This is a genomic window from Pseudoalteromonas sp. SR43-3, assembly GCF_014163875.1.
GTDB classification, from domain to species: Bacteria; Pseudomonadota; Gammaproteobacteria; order Enterobacterales; family Alteromonadaceae; genus Pseudoalteromonas; species Pseudoalteromonas distincta.
On record NZ_JACJEC010000002.1, the window covers coordinates 226,618 to 248,495 of the forward strand.

Here is a 21,878-nt window from a genome sequence, read left to right on the forward strand (position 1 = left end):
AAACGCCAATATATGAATATTGGCGTTTTTTGTATATTAAGTTTTTAGCGTGCGACTATTCTATCTCGCCCTGCATCTTTAGCGGCATATAAGCCTAAATCGGCCTCTTCTAACAATGCTTGCTCAGCATACACTTTACCACTTTGTGTAGTGGCAATACCTATACTTATAGTGATGTGGTCTGCATTTAATGAAGCTTTATGTTCTATATTCAAAGCATTTACAGCATTGCGTAATTTATTAGCAAACTCCATTGCCTCATGCTTATCAATTCCTGGTAGCACAGCAGCAAATTCTTCTCCGCCATAACGAGCAATAAAGTCACTGCCACGTTCACATTGAGCTGCAAGTGCTTGCGCAACATTCTTTAAACACTCATCGCCAGCACGGTGTCCGTAGCAATCGTTGTAACGTTTAAAGTGGTCTATATCCATAAGTAACACCGATAGCGGTGTTCCACTTCGCTTGCTGCGGCGCCATTCTCGAGATAAGTTTTCATCAAGGTAGCGTCTATTTGGTATTTCAGTTAAGCCATCTATCGAAGCTAGCATTTCTAGCAAATCATTTTTTTGCTTTATGAGGAGTTGGTTGCGCACTCTAACGCGAACAATAGAAGGACTAAATGGCTTGGTTATGTAGTCCATTGCACCGAGCTCTAAGCCCTTTGCTTCATCATCATGGCTACGATTGGCTGATATAAATATAATAGGAATAGACTGAGTTATTGGGTTTTCTTTAAGCTCCACAAGTACTTGATAGCCGTCAATTCCAGGCATAATTACATCAAGGATTATTAAATCAACTTGCGCTGTTTTTACAAAGGTCAGTGCTTTTTCGCCACTTTCAACTAAGAACACGTCGTGTTCTGCTTTAAGTGTTTTTTCAAGTACTAATCTATTGATTGGATCATCATCCACAATAAGTACTTTAGCTCTTTTCGACATCCCTAACCCCTAGCCCTTTTATAAAAACAATTACCTGTTCTAGCTGTATGATAAGCTCTTGTAGTGTAATCTCAATAGGCTTATTAGTTGTTTTAAGCGTTCTTTCACACAATAAAGCACAATGTGATAATCGTCTAAAACCTAAATTACCTGCTACACCCTTGATACTATGCACTAAACGTACCAAATCATCCTTATTGGTTGTTTCTTCTAGTTGCGATAGCTGGGTTTCACACAAGCTAGCAAACTTATCAATCATCGTATTAAGTAGTTTTTTATCCATACTAAACTGCGTTAATGCAAATGATTTTTCAAAAAAGCTTGGTTTAACTAAGTTTAAATCAGCAATTGCATCAATAAGTACTTTAGCAACAACCGGTTTAGTTAAATGTTTATTCATGCCGCACTTTAAAGAACGCTCTACATCAGCAGGCTCGCAATGAGCCGTTAAAGCAAAAATAGGCAGTTGCTTTGCGTCAAACTGTTGACGAATCAAAGCGGTTGCTTGACAGCCATCGATTTTCGGCATTTGCACATCCATCAATATTAAGTCAGGCTTTAAAACTTGCAATAATTCCATACCAATTGATGCGCTTAAAGCCGTGACAACATTTACGTTTGCTTGGCGCAGGACACTGCTAATTATTTCTAAGTTAAGCTGATTATCATCAATTGCTAATACAAGTAGACCCGATATATCAGCTTTACTTTCAGTTGCACTGTGTACTGCGGCACTTGTATTAACTATAGGCTTTTGCTGAGAGTTCAAACTAAATAGCCTTTGCCCTAATGCCGATGCTTTAACGTGATGCGCAGCTAAGTGCTCGCTTGTCGGTAAATTAAGTGTGTGCTGATGATTAATAATAATTACCGATGTTTCTTTAGCTGATAACGAATCATTAATCGCTTCAACATTTAAAAGTGCAGGTAAGTCAGCTGCATCAATTATTATTTTTTGAGTATTAGAGAGCTTAATTGGGTATTTTAGTACCTCATCTAAATTAATATTAGCAAGTTCGTTATATGCATTTGTCACCTGCTTAAGCTCTTTACTTTGATCAGATAAAATAGCCAATGTATTAGTCGGTAACACTGTGTTTTTAGTGGTATCAACTAAAAAGCTAATACTGAAATAAAATTCGCTGCCGTGGCCTTTTTTACTCTTTAAAGCAATCTCCCCACCCATTAACGATACTGCATGTTTAACAATAGCTAAACCTAGCCCAACCCCTTGGTGTATTCGGGTTGAAGATTCATCACCTTGAGTAAAAGCATCGAATAAGCGACTTTGATCAGCTTCATCTATACCCATGCCAGTATCGATTACTTTAAAGCAAATATGCTGTTGCTCTAGGCTATCGCTTTCAATAAGTTCCATTTTTAAAGTAATGGAACCTGTTTTTGTAAACTTAACGGCATTAGTTAATAAGTTACCTAATATTTGCTGCAAACGTATACTGTCGCATATCAAATCAGGTGCTATTAGCGGGTCAATATCAATAACAAATTCAATACCTTTTCCTTCGCACAATGGAGCCGTTAAGCTTTCACAAATATCCACCAGCTCAACCATGCTAAAAGACGCTTGTTTTAAATCGGTTTGCGAACCTTCAATACGTGCAAAATCAAGCATTCTATTAAGCATTAATAACAAGCTTTGTGCTGCATGCTTAGCTTGATCTGTTTGTTGTAATTGCTTTTGCGTTAAGCCTTGCTCAATTAACATGTCAAGCAACCCTAAAACAGCGTTCAAAGGGGTACGTATTTCATGGCTTAAATTGGCTATAAAGCGGCTTTTAGCTAGGGTTGCTCGTTCGGCATCTAGTTTTGATTTAGTTAATGCACTCACATCCTGAATGTGTATAACATAATAAGCTGGATCGCGGTTTTCATCCCAGACAAGCGATACACTTAGTTGCAACCAGCTTGTTAAGCCCCCTTGAGCAAGCGTTAAATGGTATACGCGTTTTTTGTCATCTAGCAATTGCGCTAAAGTGCTTTTTATTTGCTTCCATTGTGAGTCATCAAATAATGCTTTCAACTGCTCCCCAACGAGTACTGGCTGATCAGAAAACTGCTTTCTTGCTGCTTTATTTACTTGCAATATGGTGTGTTCAAGCGAGAGTAAAACCACGCAGTTAGCCGCAAATTCAATTGCACTTCTAAATTTAGATTCAGATGATTTTAAGGCCAATAATGTTTGTTGCTGCTCGGTAATATCGCGACCAATGCCCATGGTTCCTAACAGGTGTTGGTGCTCGTTATAAAAAGGTGCAATAGTAAGTTGATACGATTTTGTATCGGTTTCTATTCGCTGTTCAACACTATTTCTGTTTTGTAATACTTGTTTTTCAAGCGCATTTATTTGCTGATCGTTATCACCTAAATCATCTACATATTTACCAACTAATGCAGTTTGATCTTTACCGATATATGCCTCAAATGCTTTATTGCATCCTAAGAATGATCCATCAATATTTTTAAAGTAAATAAGGTCTGGCACACTGTTTAGCATAGTGTTGAGTAAAGCTAAGTGGCGCTCTTTCGCTTCGTAACTGCGGCTTAGTTTTTCTGATTGCAGCTGAACTTGGTCGTCCAGAGCTTTATTTGCACTTTGTAATGAATCAACTAACTGTTTGTTTTTAGTAAATACACGCTTCACTTTAGAAAACCAAGGTTGCCAGCTCAGTGGTACTTTGTAATTTAGCTGCTCTTCTTGTTGTGTCCCGTTACTCTCAAGGTATGACATTAAGTGAGTCATCGGCTTTATAAAAATGCGCTGACTTAACCAAAAAAACACGCCAAACATAATACTTAAAAATAGCGTTAAAAAAGTAAACTCTAGTAATATCTCATACTTAATTGAGCTCATTAATTGGGGTTTGTGCTCGTAAAATGCTGCGTGAATAGGTAACGCATCCATAGGCTGCATAAAGTAATTACTATCACTAGTTAATACTGTTTTTTGACTCTGATGATCGGCCAAGTCTGGCCAATAATTTTTTAACGCAGTCGCTTGCTCTATTATCTGTTTAGAGCTGGCGATAATTTGATGCGATTGGTTCATAAAAACGTATTCACCACTGTTCGGTGACACCTTTTTTAACCATCCAGAAATTGCTTGAACATCATAAATTAAAATAATGTAATCGGCTGAGCCTGTGCTTCGTTGTCGACCAATAGCAAAATACGAATTGTCATTCACTTTAACAATAGGACTTGAAGTAAGTTTGTTTTGCGCAAATTTTGGCTTAAATTTTCCATTTAAAATTTCAGTAAGCATAAAACTTTGGCTTTTGTTGTGCCTGCTTACATAAGCAAAACCATTATCATCAACATACGCTACAGCAGATAACGACTGCATTAACGCAAGCGTTGTATTAAACGAAGGCCCTAATGTAATAGCCTGCTGCCACTGTATTAATGCCTTAGCAGATAACGCAAACTCACCTTTACCCACTATTTCAGTACTTTGATCAATAAAATGACGATAATAGTAACCATCATATTGATTTATGCCTTCGAGCAAATCTTGATTTATTTTGGGATAAGTCGCTTGCTCGTATAAGTTAAACATGGTGGTAAGTAGATTACTCACCGAGTCCATCCCGTGAGTAACCTGTGCTGAAACATTTGTAAAATCAGCTTGGCGTTTTTCAACCGTCCGCTCAAGCTTTATATTATATAAGTGCAAGCACAGTAAAAAAGCGACAATCAATGGCACTAACAGCGCAATAAATAATGAACGATAATAATGCTTCAGAGGTAAAAAATTCAATGTACTGCCTGCCATTTGGCTCGAAAATCAATCGATAGACTATCGAGCCAATTTGTTAAGCGCAAGTTATAAATTTTCTTCTGCAAATGACGCTAAGCGACTACGCACAACACCGTTGAGGTTTATTGTTGCGCTGCCTTCAAAGTTTTTAAAGCGCTCTACTATGTAGGTTAAGCCCGATGTTACTGGCGTTAAATAGTTACTATCTATTTGCGCCAAGTTACCTGTACAAATTAATTTAGTACCTTCGCCGCAGCGAGTAATAATCGTTTTAAGCTGAGATGCCGTTAAATTTTGGCTCTCATCTAAAATTACCACTGCATTTTGAATGCTACGCCCGCGCATAAAGTTAACCGATTTAAACTGTACATTAGCCTTCTCCATTATGTAATTTCGACTCGATATTGGATTTTCGTCGCCTTTGTGCAATACCTCCAGCGTATCGGTAATGGCTGCAAGCCATGGCGCCATTTTTTCCTCCTCCGTGCCTGGTAAAAACCCAATAGACTCTGCTATTTCGGGCGTATTACGGGTAACTATTACTTTATCGTAAATACCTTTTTCGATGACCATTTCAAGGGCGCTGGCAAGTGCTAACAAGGTTTTACCACACCCTGCTGGTCCTGTTAAAATAACAAGCTCAATACTTGTATCCAGTAGTGCATCTAATGCCATCCCTTGATAAATATTTTTGGGCTTAACGCCCCATGCTTGTTGATGCATTAAACGCTCAACACCAATATCTTTGAGCATTATGTGCTCGTCATCGTACGATTTAACACGCGCCGCAAACTGATCCCCTCCATCAAGTAAATATTCATTACAAAATACATCAGGGATTAAGTTTTTAGGCACATGATGAAACGTATCGCGTCCGTGTTGCTGCGTATTACACTCCCCTACATGATCCCAAAAATCACCTTCAATTTTTTTATAACCACTAGTGAGTAAGCTTATATCGTCAATAAGTTGGTCGGTGCGGTAATCCTCAACATATTTAAGTCCGGCGCCTTTGGCTTTTAAACGCATGTTTATGTCTTTTGTAACAAGTATTACTTTTGAATCACTGTGCTGCTTTTGTAAGTACACGGCGCAATTGATAATACGATGGTCGTTTTCGTTACCAGGCAAACCAGAAATAGAGTCGGCAAATAAATGGTCGTTTACAATAATGAGGGTACCTGCAGAGCTCGCTTTTGCCTTTTTGTTACTCGGCAGCGCCACGCCTTGTAGCATTTGTTCGGGCGTTGCATTTTTAAGAACTTCATCTAATCCACGAATAGCGACGCGCGCATCACGGCTTACGTCGTGTTTTCTGTCTTTTATATGGTCAAGCTCTTCAAGCACCGTCATCGGAATTACAACGTCATGCTCTTGAAAAGACAAATAAGCGAGGGGTTCGTGAAGTAGTACGTTGGTATCTAGCACATACATTTTACTTTCAAGGTTCGAAGCTTTTTCCATAGCACTTTCCTTACGTTTTATGATTTTTATGCTATACCAAAATAACTAAGTAAAACGGGCAAAACTTAAACCTGCAATACTTAATTGCTAAGGCATAATGTAAGTTTAGTCTATTTGTCATAAAAGTCCGTTTTATTACAAACTGTAATTAGTTTTGATTTACCTAAAAAAGAGTCATAAACAAGCTGTTTTAATAGTAATAATTAACACTTACAAAATTAATTAAAAGTGAGCCAAATAGCGCCTTGCAGTGGTGTTAGCTTACAGGTAACATAGCCGCCTTTTTCATCATAGACGAGACATACATGAATTTTTCCTTAGGTCAGCGTTGGATCAGTGATACAGAGTCAGATTTAGGATTAGGCACCGTTGTTGCCATTGAAGGCCGTCAGGTCAGCATATTATTTCCTGCCAGTGGTGAAAACCGTGTTTATTCTAGTGCAGAAGCACCTGTTACCCGTGTGGCATTTAATCCTGGCGATGTGATCAAAAGCGTTGAAGAATGGGAATTAGAAGTAGAGTCTATTGAAGTACAAGGCGAGTTACTTTGCTATCACGGCACCCGTGTTGATAATGGCGAAACGGCTAAACTTAAAGAAACCTTTTTAGATCATTTTATTAAATTTAATAAACCACAAGATCGTTTATTTGCAGGCCAAGTAGATCGTTTTGATCGCTACACACTTCGCTACCAAACGTGGTTACATAAATTTGAACGTGAACAATCGCCTATTAAAGGTTTAATTGGTCAGCGTGCTAATCTTATTCCGCACCAGCTTTATATTGCACAAGAAGTGGGTAAACGTTTTGCCCCACGCGTACTTTTATCAGATGAAGTAGGCCTTGGTAAAACAATTGAAGCGGGCATGATACTACATCAACAAATTATTAGTGGCCGTGCAAGCCGCGTACTTATTGTGGTGCCTGAAAATCTACAACACCAATGGTTAGTAGAAATGCTACGCCGCTTTAACTTACGTTTTTCTATTTTTGATGAAGAGCGCTGCGATGAAGCGTTTGCAGATTCTCCAAACGTATTTGATACAGAGCAACTAGTACTTACCAGCCTTGAGTTTTTAACCAAGAAAAAACGTTGGTTTGAACAAGCAACGCTTGCTGATTGGGACCTTTTAGTAATAGATGAAGCCCATCACCTAAGTATCAATAACGGCAAGCCAAGCTCAGAATACCAACGTATGGCAGAGCTTAGCCAAGATATTCCGGGCCTTATTTTGCTTACAGCAACGCCTGATCAACTTGGTCACAGCAGTCACTTTGCGCGTTTACAATTACTCGATCCGGATCGTTTTTACGACTACGACGTGTTTAAAGAAGAAGAAGCAAATTATAAAGACGTAGCGCAAGCTGCAAATCAATTACTGCAAGAGCAAGCTCTGGACGACGCAGCCAAAGCCACGCTAATTGAGCTATTAAAAGAAACCGACATTACTGATATTCTTGAAAAAGCACAGCAAGGTGATTTACCAGCGCGTAAAGAAATACTTAACATGCTACTCGATCGCCACGGCACAGGTCGTATATTATTTAGAAACAGCCGCAGCGGCATTGACGGCTACCCAAGCCGTAAATTACACGCCTACCCAATGGCATTACCAAAGCAGTATAAAACGGCTATGTCGGTTCTTGGTAACATGGGCGGCATTCAAAACCCTGAACTAAGTGCACACCGTGCTCTGTTTCCTGAAAAAATATTTCAAGAATTTGAAGGCGAAAGCGCAAGCTGGGGTTTATTCGATCCACGCGTAGATTGGTTAATCGACACCCTTAAAACACTTAAGCGCGAAAAAGTACTGCTTATATGTGCCAAAGCTGAAACAGCTATCAGCCTTGAGCAAATACTGCGTGAACGTGAAGCAATTAAAGCGTCGGTATTTCACGAAGGCATGTCGATTATTGAGCGTGACCGCGCTGCTGCATTTTTTGCAGACGAGTACGATAATGCACAAATATTACTGTGTTCAGAAATTGGCTCAGAAGGTCGTAACTTCCAGTTCTCGCATCACTTAGTGTTGTTTGATTTACCACTAAACCCAGATTTGCTCGAGCAACGTATTGGTCGATTAGACCGTATAGGCCAAACACAAGATGTGAACATTCATGTGCCATATTTTGAAAACACCGCTCAAGAAGTACTGCTACGTTGGTATAACGAAGGTCTAGATGCATTCGAATCTACATCAACAACTGGGCAAATGCTTTATAAAGAGTTCCGTGATGACCTACTTGAATATATTTCTGCGCATAACTGCGATGAAGACGAACTCGATCCATTACTTGAGCAAGTAGCACAACAAAATGCGGTACTGCGTAAAAAAATGGAAAGCGGACGAGATCGTTTACTAGAGCTACATTCATCGGGTCAAGGTGCTGCCGACTCGCTTGTGACTGATATCGAAAAACTCGATAACCAGTTTGAATTGCCAAGCTACATGATCAACGTGTTTGACACATTTGGCGTAAGCCAAGAAGATAAAGGCGAAAACACCATTATCTTAAAGCCAACGGAACATATGTTAAATGCATCGTTCCCATCGCTTAAAGAAGACGGTATGACGGTTACCTTTGATCGCGACACGGCACTTTCGCAAGAAGACGTACACTTTATCAGCTGGGATCACCCTATGGTGCAAGGCACCATGGATATGATTTGTGACGACGACTTTGGTAGCGCATCGGTAGCATTACTTAAAAACAAAAAGTTACCGCCTGGTACCTTTTTTGTTGAGCTTATTTTTGTTGCAGAAGCAATGGCACCAAAAGTATTACAAGTTGGTCGCTTTTTACCGCCTACACCAATTCGTATATTGCTCGATAAAGCAGGTAATAACCTAGGTGAAAACGTGGCATTTGAAGGCTTTAATCAGCAGTTATCAGCCGTTGGCCGCCAAACAGCAAGTAAGCTTGCCGGTGCATTGCAAAGCGCTGTTCACCCGATGATCACTACCGCTAAAGATATGGCACAAGAAAAACTTGAAGTTATTCGCGCAGCGTCACTTGCTAAAATGCAAACATCACTCAGTGAAGAGCAAGAGCGACTTGTTGCCCTGAAGCAAATTAATCCGAATATTCGCCAAGAAGAAATTACCTTCTACGATAAGCAACGTAACGACCTAACTACGTATATTGAAAAAACGCAGTTACAACTTGATGCAATTCGCTTAATAGTGGTTTCACACTAAATATTTAGTTTTTAGTCTTTTGAGCCGACTCCAGAGTAAATTTAGAGTCGGCCATTAAGCTTAATTGATATAAATAGCTGTACCTTTTTAAATTTCATTTAAAAACCACGTGTTCTTATTTTACTATGAGCCACTTCTACCCTCTCTAGCTATATATTAAGCCCTTTGTTGAACTGTTGATTTTGCCCAACATAACCGTATCTAAAAACTCAAGCTGCACTCTATACAACTATTCTGTGAGATAGTTGATAGGTTTATTTTCCCTTGCATAAAGTTGTTTTTTTGTTAACCTACTCGCCTTCCATTTTAGTCTTTTTGAGGTGTTTATGGCGTTTCTATCTCGTTCGATATTGGCGTTATCCATGGCGCTCTCAAGCACTAGTGTCTTTGCTCAAGCCCAATGCGATGTTGAATTACGTCATGGTTTAATTATTACTGACGATGCAATTCGCATATTAGATAAAGGCCAAACTCGTGTCCAAATTAATAACAATAACCAACTGTTTATTCGCGGTTATTGGGTTGATTTAAGCGATGACGAAAGCAAAGTACTCGAACAGTTTAGTAATGGTATTCGCCATACAGTCCCCGAATTAGTAAACCTTGCTACCGATGGTGTTAACTTAGGCTTAAGCGCTATTGAACACGTAGTTGAAGGTATGTCAGACAAAGAACCTGAAGTACTTAAAACACAATTACAGTATGTAGAGCGCGCGCTAATGGATAAGTTTAAGCGCGGAGATGACTTCTTTTTTATAGCCCCTCAATCACTTTCGCAAATAGATGATTTTTTTACTAAAGAGATCAGCCAGCAAATTCACTCTGCTGTTCATGGATCGTTAGGTGCTATTTTGGTATCACTTGGCGATGCGTTTAAATCGCGTGAAGGTAATATAGAAGATCGCATTAACGACATGGGGCAACGCATGGATATTATCTCAAGAGAAATTGATAAATCGCTACAAAAAAAGGCACATCAATTAGAGCTTAAGGCTTCTGAGTATTGCGAATGTTTAAATGCACTCGATGTAACCGAATCTCGCTTACAGGCAATAGTACCTGGTATGGCCGATTACGATTTAGTGCAAATAAAGTCTTAGAGTACGTATTCGTTTTTAGAATAAAATAACACCGAGTATAAATATACTCGGTGTTTTGCTTTGTAATTGATTAAATGATTGATTTAAAATAAGCGCTTCTACTTTTTATTCTAAATTGGTGAGCCCGGTGGGATTGGCAGCACTTTAAAGTTGTTTGGCCATTGCCCTTTAATTAAAAACTGATTTACTTGCTCAGCTAAATATTGCTTAAACGCACTCTCGCCAGTACTTGTATGGCTCAGCATTGAGTTTTGGTTAAAGTCTTCACTTAACTTAACTAAGTAGTAACGTAACTGCGCTTGCACTTCAGGGCTTACACTATCGCTTGCTACTAAATCAGCCATGGCTTTTGCAGTTAAAAATTGCACGCGCTGAGTTATTTTACCTGTCATTGTATTAGGTGATGACGCGTTAAACACTTGGCTATATAGCTCCTCAAGCAACTCATCTAAACTATAAAAGTCATTACTACGCGCTTGCTGCTGCGCTAGGCGGTTTAAACGTTGTGCGTTTAATAAAAGCGACAAGCTGTGCTGCACTGCAACCTCGGGTAATGCCATTGCATCGAGCGTTAACCCTGTGCGCCCTACTATGCTCTCGCGCGACTTAGACTCGCCATACGCTTTTGGCGGAATTAGCGATAGTACCGATTCAGGAAGTAATAAGTTACTTGGCTTAAGCGTTGCAAAAATAGCGTTTACCGCTTCTTGCTGTGTTTTTTTATTAACGACTTGTGCGCCTTTTACGGGTGAATCACCACGTGTTTCGTATTCGTAATCAACACCGGCTATAAGCTTAACCGCAGCCTCAACCTGAAAACGGTGAAACAGATAAAGCGGAACTAATTTTTCCTCTAATTGCGATAATGAATCGCCCGTTTTAATATTATTAATACCAAACTGCGAAAGCGCTTTTTTACGTACGTCGAGTACTCGTAAAAGCTCCTGAGAAGGATTAGTGCCGTTATCCCATAGATGAGCTGTTGGATGTGCGCCACCTTTAGCACGAGCGTCGCTATCTGATATAAACTCAAGGCCTTTAGTTTTGTTCTCCTTTAAAATAGCAGCAAGTTCTGCGCTTTCATCTTGGTTAGTAAAATCGCTATAGCCATATTTAATTACCTGGGTATCCCACACGCCCATGCCTGTTGCATAGCCGCGCGTTACATCAAGCTTACCTTGTTCATTAAAACTAAGTAGCGGATGTGGGTAATCCATTACAGAAGCTCTATCACCTACCGATGCCGCAAAGTTATGAGCAATACCTAACGTGTGGCCAATTTCATGCGCGCTTAATTGGCGGATGCGATCAAGCGCCATTGCTTGCAAGTTTTTAGCAACTTCATTGCCTTTTAAATAAGGAGCAGCGAGTGCTTCAGCTATTAAAATATCTTGGCGAACACGCAATGAGCCAAGTGTTACATGCCCTTTAAGTATTTCACCTGTACGCGGGTCAATTACAGAACTACCGTATGACCAACCACGCGTTGCACGGTGTACCCATTGAATGACGTTGTAACGAATATCCATAGGGTCGGCGCTACTTGGCAGCACTTTTACTATAAATGCATTTTTATATCCTGCAGCAGTAAATGCGTCGTTCCACCATTTCCCACCTTCAAGCAAAGCGCTTTTAACGGGCTCTGGAACGCCAGGATCAAGGTAATAAACAATTGGTTTAACAGGTTCACTAATAGGTAAACTTGAGTCCTTTTTAGTTAGACGATGACGCGGTATATAACGCACATACATAGACTCACCAAGCGGCGCTGCGTAATCTTTATGTTCTATACTCCAAAAACCTGATTGCGGATTAAACTTACGAGGCGTGTAGTTATCATCTGGTAATTGAATAAGTGAATGATGCATATGAACAGTAAGCGCATAAGGATCGGCACTTACTTGGCGAACAAATTCACCTGGTTTTGTGCCTTTAAATGTAAGTACAGCTTCAAGCTCGGTGTTTTTTACAAATGCTTTTGAGCGATTCATATAAACGGCGCTACGTGATTCATCAAGGCTAAAGCTCCCTTGCTTACGTGCAGCAAGCTTGCGACTTACGCCATGTACATCACTTAATAAATAAGGCGTATAATCAATAAGTGCTGTGGCTTTATCTTCTGCGACTACTTTAAAACCAGCAAGTATACTTGATGCAAACGCTTCTTTAATACTTTGCTGTTCAGCCTTGTTACTTGTATTAGCACGATAGTAAGTATTTACAGCCCGCAGCATTACTTTGTCGCCAAAACGCTCAAACTGCACAAGGTGAGTATTACCAAGCTGACCTCTATCAAGGCCTATATCGTTAGAGCCAATACCGTAAGGCAAGCTTTGTTGCAGTAAAAATTGTTGTTCAAACTTATCAACTTTTAAATATACTTTTCCCTTTTGGGTATCGTAAAAAAACGAATAATAGCCCGGAAAATGATTCATTTGCGTAGTAAATTCATCAATTGACTTAATTGCTGCGTGCGCTTGAGTTATGATAGAGCACAGCACAGTAAAGAATATGTAACTTAGTAGTGGTATTTTTTTCATAATCTTATCTTTGTTATTTGTGTTTTAAGTACGATTAGGTGGTCCCATTATAGGGTGCTATTTAAACAATACAGTTATTTAAGACGAATTTCAGCGCTCTAAGCTAATCTCTCTCACATTATGATTGGTTTTAACACGTTATCAGGAAAATAGAATGCGTAGACTCCCTCCAGTATTACTTGAAGATGGTTGTTCAAGAGAACTTTTATCATTAATTCGAACAGTTTTAGCGGCATGTAAAGAAATTTCGTTTCGCGTTGGTCAAGGCGCGCTTTCTGGCGTATTAGGCTCAACCCTTGATGAAAACATTCAAGGTGAAACTCAAAAAAAGCTCGATGTATTATCTAATCAGCTGTTAAAAGATATTTTACTGGAATCAGGTACGGTTAAAGCAATCGCCTCTGAAGAAGAAGACTACACAGTAGCAGGTAACCCAGACGCTAAATTTATAGTGGCATTTGATCCACTCGATGGCTCGTCAAATACGGATATTAACTCACTTGTGGGTACTATATTTTCTATTATGGAAGCGCCTGAAGGCTCTGACGCTGCTGATCAAAGCATATTTATGCAGCCCGGCCATAAGCAAGTTGCTGCAGGTTACGTACTTTACGGGCCATCAACAATGCTTGCGCTGACTACAGGTAAAGGCACGCGCCTGTTTACTCTTGATAAAACACAAGGCAGCTTTTTACTTACACAAGATTTTGCCGAAATCCCTGCTGATACAAACGAATTTGCCATTAATACGTCTAACCAACGCCATTGGCAGCCAGCTATGCAAAACTATATCAATGATTTGCTAGCAGGCGATACAGGCCCGCGCGCTAAAAACTTTAATATGCGCTGGATTGCAGCAATGGTGGGCGATGTACATCGCGTGCTTAGCCGTGGCGGTTTATTTACTTACCCTACCGACACCAAAGATCCTAAAAAGCCAAATAAATTACGCCTACTTTATGAAGCAAACCCAATGGCTATGTTAGTAGAGCAAGCTGGCGGTATCGCATCAACCGGTACCGAGCGTATTATGGATATTCAGCCTGATGCAATCCACCAGCGAGTAGCCGTTATTTTAGGTTCTAAAAACGAAGTAGAAACGTGCTTGGGATATCATAAATAATCGCTTAAAACGGTTGTCCTCAATTTAAAAAACCGCATTCAATTGAAGTGCGGTTTTTTTTAGGTGAGGTTTTACACCTCGCTTTTTAAACAAATCAAACTTTTACTAACGCAACTATTTGAGCAAGCTTTTGATGATTAAGCTCTCCCATTTGCTCGCTATTACTGAGCGCATAAATAAAACCTTCATGCTCAGTACAATCAATGTCATCTCGCGATTCAATTACGTTTGCCCAAAGCTCCAAATCATCTAAGTCTATTTCGTTACTTAAACAGCGTTTAAGCACATCAATTAAAACCTCGGTTGAGAGAGTATAGTGAGCTTTATTGCTATCAGCAGGGCTTGAAACGATAACCGATATAGCTTCGTCCCTTTGCTCTCCAAATGTAATAAATTCAGCTAATGCTTTTTGTGTATTCATAATATTTGTTATTCTTGGCTCACTGTTACTAAAAAGAATTATAATGACTCAACTTAACTGTACTCAATGCCACAGTACTCTAACGTGTAATGTAGACGATATATCAGCGTGTTGGTGCAATGAGCTGCCGGCTATTTTACCGCTTGATATCACAGCAACAAGTTGTTTATGCCGCAAGTGCACGCTTAATAAAATAAATACTTTTTTAGAGGGTGTTTATACACAACCTATTAAAACCCAAATAGACTTTGCAAAGCAATATAGAGGTAACGACAATTTAATTGAAGGGCTCGACTACACCATGCAAAGTGGTTACATGGTATTTAGTAAGTGGTTCTTTTTAAAGCGTGGTTCGTGCTGCAAAAATGGTTGTAAAAACTGCCCTTATGGTTTTAAAAAGTAAAAGCTATTTAATACAACTACGAGCAAACATTGATTTTTATCTTCTCATTTTCTTCTCTTTCACTTCTCCTTGTGAGTAATATTTTTAAATACTGTTATTCACAAAGAGGTTTAGAGGCGCTGCGGCTTTAACGTGAGCAAGCTCTAAACCCACAACACATCTACTTTTCTCCTGTGGCGATGGGTAATGAATCACTTGCACCCCACTCACTCCACGAACCATCATAAACGCTTAAATTACTGTAACCACATTCAGTAGCAAATAACGCTAAAACACAGGCTGTAATACCTGACCCACAGCTAAACTGTAACTGCCGCGCATCATCAACCACGTCACTAAATATCGCTTTAATTTCGGCAAGTGGTTTAGCTTCACCTTTATTAAGTAAATCCATAAAAGGCAACGAGCGACTATTTGGGATATGCCCGCTACGCATGCCTTTTCGGGGTTCAGTTTCTTCGCCTGTAAAACGCTTATAAGCACGTGCATCTAGCAATACAGTGCTGGGCTCATCAATTGCGTCAACCACTTGTTGGCTATTGATAAAATACTCAGAATTATAGCTTGCCGTAAAATCACTTTTACCTAACGATTTGCTATAACCTTGCTGTGTGGCGTAACCGCTCTCTAACCACTTTTTAAGGCCACCACTGAGTACTTTTACGTTGTGATGCCCCATAGCTTTAAACATCCACCACGCCCTTGCTGCGCTAAATAAACCGCCATCTTCGTATACAACTATAAACGAATCGTTATTTACTCCTGCATTTTGCATCACGTGGGTAAACTGCTGCTCGCTGCATACCGTACTTGGTAAGGGATTTGATCTATCGGCCAACTCATTTTTTATGTCAAAACGTTTAGCGTTGGGCAGCATTGCTTGTGGCGAATAAGTACCCAAAACACCTGGGCGCAGCATACCTGCATCAAATATCACTAATGCAGGATTATTAATTTGCTCGTGTAATTGCTGACAGCTAATTAGGTTTTTCATTAACTATTTAGCACTACATATTTTGTCTAAGACGTTTCTTAATTTTGTACTAGATGTATGAGAGGTATAAGAGAAATAACATATCTCAACATTAAACTTTTTAAAGTCAGCTTCTATTTGGTTCCACTTATCGGTGCCCTTCCAATCATCACCCACGAACATTTTATCAAATTTTAAGTTGTTCCAGGCTTCTTCTTTGTCATAATTAACCTGAGGAACAACTTCATCAACAAATTTTATTGCTTCAACTATTTCCATACGCTCCTGAAAAGGAATCACTGGCTCTTTATTTTTAGCTGACTTGCTTAACTCATCGGTAGTAATACCCACAATTAAGTAATCACACTCTAATTTGGCTCTTTTCAGAATATTTAAATGACCTATGTGGAATAAGTCAAAAACACCCGTTGTATATCCAATTTTTTTCATTTCTAAAGCCTAATTATAATTTAGAGTTTATAAATCCTTTTAGTAGTTCGATTACATCCAAATACTTTTGTAATAGTTACTTATTTTTCATTAAATATTGAACAATTCTATTACTTGCCTTACCGTCCATTTTACCCGCTAACTTTTCTGACAAAGACAATCTAATATTAGCTAAGCTTTCTGGTTCAGCCAGTTGTTGTTCAACTAACTTTTTAAGGTTTTTATATTTTTTGGCGTGTATAGCAACATTCGCATACTCACCATAATCTTGATCCATTCGCTTTTTAAAACGATATGAAAATATTCCTTTGTATCCCCACCGCAACTTCAAAAAATCGCACCAAATGACCGGCTTGTTTAACAGAGCAAATTCAAATAAAGCTGAAGATGCATCACTAATCAATAAATCTGCTTTATCTAAAAAAGGCACTAGCGAATAATCTTCTACTTTTGCTAAATATACATTGGGATACGTTGACCAATGATCTAGCAATTTCAAGTGTTTTTTATAACGCTCTTTACTAATAGAAAAGTAATGAGGTTTTATTAAGATGTTATAATCGCCAAAATGTTCCGGCCAATTTTCAGGAAATAACTCTAAGCTGCTTGGATAAAATGTAGGAGCGTATAAAATAGTTTGTTTTTTATTATCAAAGTTAGTTAATTCTAACGTGCCATCAATTTTTTCCTTATTGAAAATAGGGTCTAATTTGCAAAAGCCTACATCAACAAATTCATCATTTGGATACATTGATTTTAAACGGTTTAGCCTGTACTGACCTTCAACAAACCTAACCGTCATTGCTTGACTAGACTTAGTATAGTAACTTGATTTAGGGCCTATTCCGTGTCCAAGCTGAGCGCTTTTAGATACTTTATGTAAGCGGTCTAGGTAACAAAAAGAGTTAGCAAAAAAAATCCAATCAGCTTTTTCATTTTCGTAATAAGCAATTGATTGTTGTTGTTCGTTAACCCAGATGTGCTCTAAGTCATAGTCATCTATAACACGCTGAATTAAATGTTCATGGCTATTTTTATAAAATACAAATTTACTTTTGATGCCATTTCTACATAATTCTTTATATACAGGGATATACTGAGGGAGATAGTAAAGGCTTTGTGTATCAAAAATTATATTCATATAGGATCACTATTATTTTTTCTTTATATTCTACCTTGAAAGGAGCATAACAAAAACAAAGTGATTACATTTTTATGATTTCATCACGAAGTGGCGCCATTCTAGAAAGAATATCGTTTTGTAAGCTATGGCTAACATCTTGCTCATTCATTGCATTTATAAGCAAATCAACAACATGATTAAAATCTTTCTCTGTAATATGCATACCAGTATGAATTGCCACCATAGAGTCGCCATCGTATGTACACGGGCCCTCTACTAACATGCACATATGATTAATAAATCCTTGGCGGAAATGCGCTATATTACTGTGTTCAAAGTAATGAATTATCTGCTCGTCATTGCCTATTTGATAGATAAAGCTATCAACAATTCTGCCTATCCCCGCTTTACCATCCAGCTTTTGATAAAGTGAGAGCTTAGTAGAATTTGCACACCCACTAAGCAACCCTAAAAAAATCAAAAAAATACCAACGCTTTTCATTACCAATACCCTGTTACCGATAAATACCAACCTGTTTGATCGTCAGCCCCTGCAATGCTTCCTAAATCAAGGTAAGCCGCAGTCACACTCACATGCTTGTTAGGCATCCACGCTACAAATAAGTCTTTCCAATCTTGTTCGCCTAAGTTTAAGTTATTTGATTTTTGACGATACTCAACACCTACGGCTATTTCGCGACTAAAAAATAGTGCTGTGCTGCCTTCAAATAATACTTTTCCGCTAGTATTTTCTCCACCGTAACCAAGTAGACCAAGTTGATTAGCTTCACTGTATCGTGTAGTTACGTTCCAAAACCAGTTATAGCCAGCAATAGCCCCTAAATGTAATTTACTAGCAGCGAGGTAGTAGTCAGTACCGCTAGTCTCTTCTGCGCCTACAAGTGTTGCTATACTGCCATCATCTAGTGATTTATGCTGAATCCCTAAGCTAAGCTGTGGCCAATCACTGTAAACAATATCGCCGTACAAACGTATTTTAGCACCTGTAATTGATTGCTCTATTTCAGCATCAAGTGCTGGTACATCAAAGCGATGTTGGGCATAACTAAGCTCAACACGATTAAATAAATTAAGTTGTGCACCACATACGTCAAGTGTGTAGTCGGTTACATCTGCGCGACTACAAAAGCCATTTACCGAAAATTCATCATCACTTGCGTACCCAGCAAGTTGTGCCCACGGTACAATACCGCCGCCGCCACTGCCTTCAATTTGAGAAACTCCCGGCGTAGCTAGCAGTTTTCCATTGCTTGCAATGCTCGGCACACTAACTATTAAAAACAAACTTGCTAATAAGTATTTAATTTTTTGCATAGTATTCCTCCAGCCATTCTTCTAATAGTTCTGCTTTTAAAGGCCGACTTAAGTAATAGCCTTGTGCATGGTCGCACTGCATGCCTCTAAGTAAATTTAATGAGCCAAGCGTTTCAACCCCTTCAGCTACAACCGAGAAACCTAGCTGATGTCCCAACGTAATTGATGATTGCACTATAAATTGATCTTTTTGCGATTCATCAAGTTTTAGGATAAAGCACTTATCTAGCTTAAGCTCATCAATAGGCAGCATTTTTAATCTACCAAGTGATGTTTGCCCTACACCATAATCATCTAATGATATTTTAACGCCAATTGCCTTTAGGTTTTCGAGCGCTTTAATACCTTTTTCTTCGTTTTCGATCATATCGCGCTCAGTAAGCTCAATAGTGATCAGCTTAGAATCTAATTTGTACTTTTTAAGCGTGCGAACTAATGCAGCGTGAAAGCCCGGAAATGCTATATCTTGCGCAGATACATTTATTGCAGCCTGTAAGTTTATATTTTTAGACTGCCAATCAGCTACTTGTGCTACAACCGTATTAACAACCCACCCAGTAAGCTCAACAATAAGCCCCGACTGCTCGGCTAAGTCAATAAACAGTTCAGGATTAACCCAGCTACCATCTTTTCGCTGCCAGCGAATAAGCGACTCAACTTTATCTATTTTTTGCGATTTCAAATGTAATTTTGGCTGATAAGTCATAAACAATTGACCATCGTCATCACTAATAGCCTGCTTTAGTTCATCAAGCATTATTAAGCGCTCTAAGTGCGCTTCGTCTTCGCCATTTTGATAGTAATGTATGCTCTCTTGTGTGTTTGCAGCACTTTCAACTGCAATTAGCACACGGCGCATTAAGTCATCACTTGCAATACCTTGTGTAGGATACTGCACAATGCCTGCACTAAAGCGTAAGTTAATTTTTAGTTTTTGAATGGTGTAGCACGCTTGTAATTGTGCCATTAAGCCAACAATACCGCTTTTGTGTTCACGCGCTGCCGCAGTCGGAAACACAGTTAAAAACTCATCGCCGCCAATACGGGCATGAAAGCCCCCTAACTCATCCGAAAACTCACTTATTCTGCAAGCAACGGCCTTTAGGCAGTCATCACCAATGCGCGGACCGAGCTTATCGTTTATATGGCGAAGACCTTTTATGTCTATTGCAACGAGCGTGTACTCGGCTGATGAATCTAACTCATCATCAAGCACCTCAAGCATTGCTGAGCGGTTATAAAAGCCTGTTAGGGAGTCGTGACGGGCTTGAAAGCTAATTTGTTGCTCGCGCTGATTAATATCATTACCCATGCTATCAAACGCTGCGACTAGCGTGTCTATTTCGGTACTTTGCCTTTGGCCTTTAAATTCAAAAGCATAATTCCCTTGTGCAAATTGCCTTGCTATTACAGCTAGTTGAGTAAGTGGCGTAGTTAAATTATTTGCAAATATGCTGCTTGTAATAACACCTACAAACATAGTTAAAATAGCTAAAATAATAAGTGTAAAAAGCAGTTTTTCGAAATCACTATAACTTTGTGTTAAATCGGCACTCAGCAAAATAATTATGGGATGGGTCAACAACGATGGTAAATCTATTTCTCGGTTACGAAACACTAAATACTCACCAAAAAACCGCGATGTGGTTACGGTACTAAAATAGCTAACAGGTTCAAATTGCTCAGGACGATTAGCTAATGAGCTAATAACAATATCGTCAGCACTGCCTATAAAACTTACATCCATGCCTGTTAAGCTTTTTAGTTCATGGGCTACATTGTCGTCAATTTTAAAGCCCACCAAACTATAGGCTACTGTACGTGGCGCTTTTACAGGTAATAAAATAATTTGATACAGCTCGTTATTAAGCACCACAAAACTAGACTCTTCTGGCGCACTTAAAAGCTCTTCCATCAAGGGCTTTAAGTTGTGTGCAAAAACGTCTTCGTCAGTATTGGCGGAAATTAGCTTACCCGATAAATCAAGTAACAACATTAATTCGGCATCAATACGCTGACTGTGATTAAACAACACGCTGCTGATTGTACCTGCATCTCGCGTTGCTACAGCTTGCTTAAAACCAAAATCGGAGGTGAGTACTTTTGCAGCGGTTAACAGTAGGCTTTCTTTTGACTTTAAATATTGCTTATAAACATTTTGCGCTACGGTAATATCTTGATTTACTTTTTCTTCTTGAAATTTACTCGTAGACCACCAAAAACTAAACAAGCTGACCATAGTGGTTAATAACACTAAGCCAACACATAAAATGGTTATGCGATTTCGTAAACTATTAGTCATTACCAGCCTTAAACTTACTACCAAAGGTATTTCTGGGTGCTGGAGTTGATGTGTTTACTGTTATCTGTAACTGTTTTTGAGAATTAATTGTTATCATTTTTTTATTCTCCAATGGTGCTGTTTGTAATGGATGCCACACACTCACTTGTGCAGGCAGTGTATTAATAGGCAAATTTACATAGCCTTTTTTATCTGTTTTATATACGAATTCGCTGTTAGCTACATAAATATAGCCAACCATAGAGTCATGTATATTACACCCCAAAACAACAACCCCTTGTTGCTCAAACGTAATGGGCTCTTTTGGTTGGCCTGAATATAATCTTAGTTGAAAAGGCTTAGCTTGTGAAAAAGAATAAACATGATGGCGAATATTATCGCTGTTAGGAAAGTTAACTTTTTGACCCTGTTGTACAACTAATAATTCGGGTAAAAACTGCTTATGGACTTGATCCATTATAGCAATGGGCAAATTTGATGGTGTGGCTTGTTTACCAGCAATATTAAGCTCAACCACAGCACCTGATAACTTTTGGCCGTGTTGATCTTCTATTACTAATTCAATATTCGCACTTAAAGCAAACTGACTAAAAAACAAACCTATAGCTAAAAAGTAATGACTTTTAGCAAACTTTTGCAATGCCCGTTCAAACATAACAACACCTAAACATTAATGTTAGGTTAAGTTAATTAGAGACGAGCACTAATTGCAAGAATTATAG

At 38.9% G+C, this 21,878-nt stretch carries 16 protein-coding genes; 4 read left to right on the top strand and 12 right to left on the bottom strand.

All coding sequences use genetic code 11. The features are described 5' to 3' along the window. Positions 1 to 44: 44 nt before the first annotated feature. Genes H5088_RS03400 through H5088_RS03410 form a run of 3 tightly spaced genes read right to left on the bottom strand, consistent with a single transcriptional unit; the run spans position 45 to position 6,186 of the window. Complete coding sequence (locus H5088_RS03400) at positions 45 to 944, bottom strand: diguanylate cyclase (protein ID WP_024605076.1); 900 nt, start codon at positions 942 to 944, stop codon at positions 45 to 47. After that, on the bottom strand, positions 928 to 4,737 hold the full coding sequence (locus H5088_RS03405) for a PAS domain-containing hybrid sensor histidine kinase/response regulator (RefSeq protein WP_182752197.1): 3,810 nt from the start codon (positions 4,735 to 4,737) through the stop codon (positions 928 to 930). Before H5088_RS03405 ends, H5088_RS03400 begins: the two co-directional genes overlap by 17 nt. 51 nt (positions 4,738 to 4,788) lie before the next feature. After that, positions 4,789 to 6,186: a PhoH family protein gene (locus tag H5088_RS03410; RefSeq protein ID WP_182716620.1), complete on the bottom strand. Its 1,398-nt coding sequence runs from the start codon at positions 6,184 to 6,186 to the stop codon at positions 4,789 to 4,791. 305 nt (positions 6,187 to 6,491) lie between these two features. Here H5088_RS03410 and rapA point away from each other — a divergent pair, with 305 nt between their 5' ends. Then, positions 6,492 to 9,386 (top strand): RNA polymerase-associated protein RapA, encoded by a 2,895-nt coding sequence (gene rapA / locus H5088_RS03415; protein ID WP_024595181.1) that lies wholly within the window; start codon positions 6,492 to 6,494, stop codon positions 9,384 to 9,386. 326 nt (positions 9,387 to 9,712) lie between these two features. Then, complete coding sequence (locus H5088_RS03420) at positions 9,713 to 10,486, top strand: YggN family protein (protein ID WP_024595182.1); 774 nt, start codon at positions 9,713 to 9,715, stop codon at positions 10,484 to 10,486. Between the two features lie 110 nt (positions 10,487 to 10,596). On the opposite strand, the gene H5088_RS03425 is transcribed toward H5088_RS03420, so the two are convergent. Further along, positions 10,597 to 13,026 carry a zinc-dependent metalloprotease gene (locus H5088_RS03425; protein ID WP_182752198.1) on the bottom strand — a complete coding sequence of 810 codons (2,430 nt, stop codon included), beginning with the start codon at positions 13,024 to 13,026 and terminating at the stop codon, positions 10,597 to 10,599. 154 nt (positions 13,027 to 13,180) lie between these two features. Here H5088_RS03425 and H5088_RS03430 point away from each other — a divergent pair, with 154 nt between their 5' ends. Then, positions 13,181 to 14,149, top strand: a complete 969-nt coding sequence (locus H5088_RS03430; protein WP_182752199.1) for a class 1 fructose-bisphosphatase — start codon at positions 13,181 to 13,183, stop codon at positions 14,147 to 14,149. 94 nt (positions 14,150 to 14,243) lie between these two features. Here the strand turns inward: H5088_RS03430 and H5088_RS03435 are convergent, their stop codons facing one another. Beyond that, the gene (locus H5088_RS03435) at positions 14,244 to 14,570 is read right to left on the bottom strand and encodes a hypothetical protein (RefSeq protein WP_024596017.1); all 327 of its coding nucleotides are present in this window, start codon (positions 14,568 to 14,570) and stop codon (positions 14,244 to 14,246) included. Between the two features lie 43 nt (positions 14,571 to 14,613). Between H5088_RS03435 and H5088_RS03440 the strand changes: the two genes are divergently transcribed. Then, entirely contained in the window at positions 14,614 to 14,973 is a 360-nt protein-coding gene (locus H5088_RS03440) for a DUF5522 domain-containing protein (RefSeq protein WP_024596018.1), read from the top strand. A gap of 160 nt (positions 14,974 to 15,133) precedes the next feature. Here the strand turns inward: H5088_RS03440 and H5088_RS03445 are convergent, their stop codons facing one another. The 7 genes from H5088_RS03445 to H5088_RS03475 all read right to left on the bottom strand — a co-directional run bounded on the left by H5088_RS03445 (position 15,134) and on the right by H5088_RS03475 (position 21,811). Beyond that, the gene (locus H5088_RS03445; RefSeq protein ID WP_182752200.1) at positions 15,134 to 15,967 is read right to left on the bottom strand and encodes a sulfurtransferase; all 834 of its coding nucleotides are present in this window, start codon (positions 15,965 to 15,967) and stop codon (positions 15,134 to 15,136) included. A 3-nt stretch (positions 15,968 to 15,970) separates the two neighbouring features. Beyond that, positions 15,971 to 16,396 carry an adenylyltransferase/cytidyltransferase family protein gene (locus H5088_RS03450; RefSeq protein ID WP_004335499.1) on the bottom strand — a complete coding sequence of 142 codons (426 nt, stop codon included), beginning with the start codon at positions 16,394 to 16,396 and terminating at the stop codon, positions 15,971 to 15,973. Positions 16,397 to 16,472: 76 nt separating this feature from the next. Further along, positions 16,473 to 17,537, bottom strand: coding sequence for a CDP-glycerol glycerophosphotransferase family protein (locus tag H5088_RS03455; RefSeq protein ID WP_182752201.1), 1,065 nt, complete (start codon positions 17,535 to 17,537; stop codon positions 16,473 to 16,475). 64 nt (positions 17,538 to 17,601) lie between these two features. Beyond that, positions 17,602 to 18,021: a group 1 truncated hemoglobin gene (locus tag H5088_RS03460; RefSeq protein WP_024605085.1), complete on the bottom strand. Its 420-nt coding sequence runs from the start codon at positions 18,019 to 18,021 to the stop codon at positions 17,602 to 17,604. Continuing rightward, positions 18,021 to 18,854: a DUF3034 family protein gene (locus H5088_RS03465; protein ID WP_182752202.1), complete on the bottom strand. Its 834-nt coding sequence runs from the start codon at positions 18,852 to 18,854 to the stop codon at positions 18,021 to 18,023. Before H5088_RS03465 ends, H5088_RS03460 begins: the two co-directional genes overlap by 1 nt. Beyond that, on the bottom strand, positions 18,841 to 21,156 hold the full coding sequence (locus H5088_RS03470; RefSeq protein ID WP_182712864.1) for an EAL domain-containing protein: 2,316 nt from the start codon (positions 21,154 to 21,156) through the stop codon (positions 18,841 to 18,843). The genes H5088_RS03465 and H5088_RS03470 overlap by 14 nt, the downstream gene beginning before the upstream one ends. Beyond that, positions 21,149 to 21,811 carry a methylamine utilization protein gene (locus tag H5088_RS03475; protein ID WP_004335512.1) on the bottom strand — a complete coding sequence of 221 codons (663 nt, stop codon included), beginning with the start codon at positions 21,809 to 21,811 and terminating at the stop codon, positions 21,149 to 21,151. The genes H5088_RS03470 and H5088_RS03475 overlap by 8 nt, the downstream gene beginning before the upstream one ends. Positions 21,812 to 21,878: the final 67 nt, after the last annotated feature.

What these genes read in the sequence shown, in the direction of transcription:
- H5088_RS03400 (WP_024605076.1), bottom strand. Translation starts at nt 944, where the DNA reads ATGTCGAAAAGAGCTAAAGTACTTATTGTGGATGATGATCCAATCAAT.
- H5088_RS03405 (WP_182752197.1), bottom strand. Translation starts at nt 4,737, where the DNA reads ATGGCAGGCAGTACATTGAATTTTTTACCTCTGAAGCATTATTATCGT.
- H5088_RS03410 (WP_182716620.1), bottom strand. Translation starts at nt 6,186, where the DNA reads ATGGAAAAAGCTTCGAACCTTGAAAGTAAAATGTATGTGCTAGATACC.
- rapA (WP_024595181.1), top strand. Translation starts at nt 6,492, where the DNA reads ATGAATTTTTCCTTAGGTCAGCGTTGGATCAGTGATACAGAGTCAGAT.
- H5088_RS03420 (WP_024595182.1), top strand. Translation starts at nt 9,713, where the DNA reads ATGGCGTTTCTATCTCGTTCGATATTGGCGTTATCCATGGCGCTCTCA.
- H5088_RS03425 (WP_182752198.1), bottom strand. Translation starts at nt 13,026, where the DNA reads ATGAAAAAAATACCACTACTAAGTTACATATTCTTTACTGTGCTGTGC.
- H5088_RS03430 (WP_182752199.1), top strand. Translation starts at nt 13,181, where the DNA reads ATGCGTAGACTCCCTCCAGTATTACTTGAAGATGGTTGTTCAAGAGAA.
- H5088_RS03435 (WP_024596017.1), bottom strand. Translation starts at nt 14,570, where the DNA reads ATGAATACACAAAAAGCATTAGCTGAATTTATTACATTTGGAGAGCAA.
- H5088_RS03440 (WP_024596018.1), top strand. Translation starts at nt 14,614, where the DNA reads ATGACTCAACTTAACTGTACTCAATGCCACAGTACTCTAACGTGTAAT.
- H5088_RS03445 (WP_182752200.1), bottom strand. Translation starts at nt 15,967, where the DNA reads ATGAAAAACCTAATTAGCTGTCAGCAATTACACGAGCAAATTAATAAT.
- H5088_RS03450 (WP_004335499.1), bottom strand. Translation starts at nt 16,396, where the DNA reads ATGAAAAAAATTGGATATACAACGGGTGTTTTTGACTTATTCCACATA.
- H5088_RS03455 (WP_182752201.1), bottom strand. Translation starts at nt 17,537, where the DNA reads ATGAATATAATTTTTGATACACAAAGCCTTTACTATCTCCCTCAGTAT.
- H5088_RS03460 (WP_024605085.1), bottom strand. Translation starts at nt 18,021, where the DNA reads ATGAAAAGCGTTGGTATTTTTTTGATTTTTTTAGGGTTGCTTAGTGGG.
- H5088_RS03465 (WP_182752202.1), bottom strand. Translation starts at nt 18,854, where the DNA reads ATGCAAAAAATTAAATACTTATTAGCAAGTTTGTTTTTAATAGTTAGT.
- H5088_RS03470 (WP_182712864.1), bottom strand. Translation starts at nt 21,156, where the DNA reads ATGACTAATAGTTTACGAAATCGCATAACCATTTTATGTGTTGGCTTA.
- H5088_RS03475 (WP_004335512.1), bottom strand. Translation starts at nt 21,811, where the DNA reads ATGTTTGAACGGGCATTGCAAAAGTTTGCTAAAAGTCATTACTTTTTA.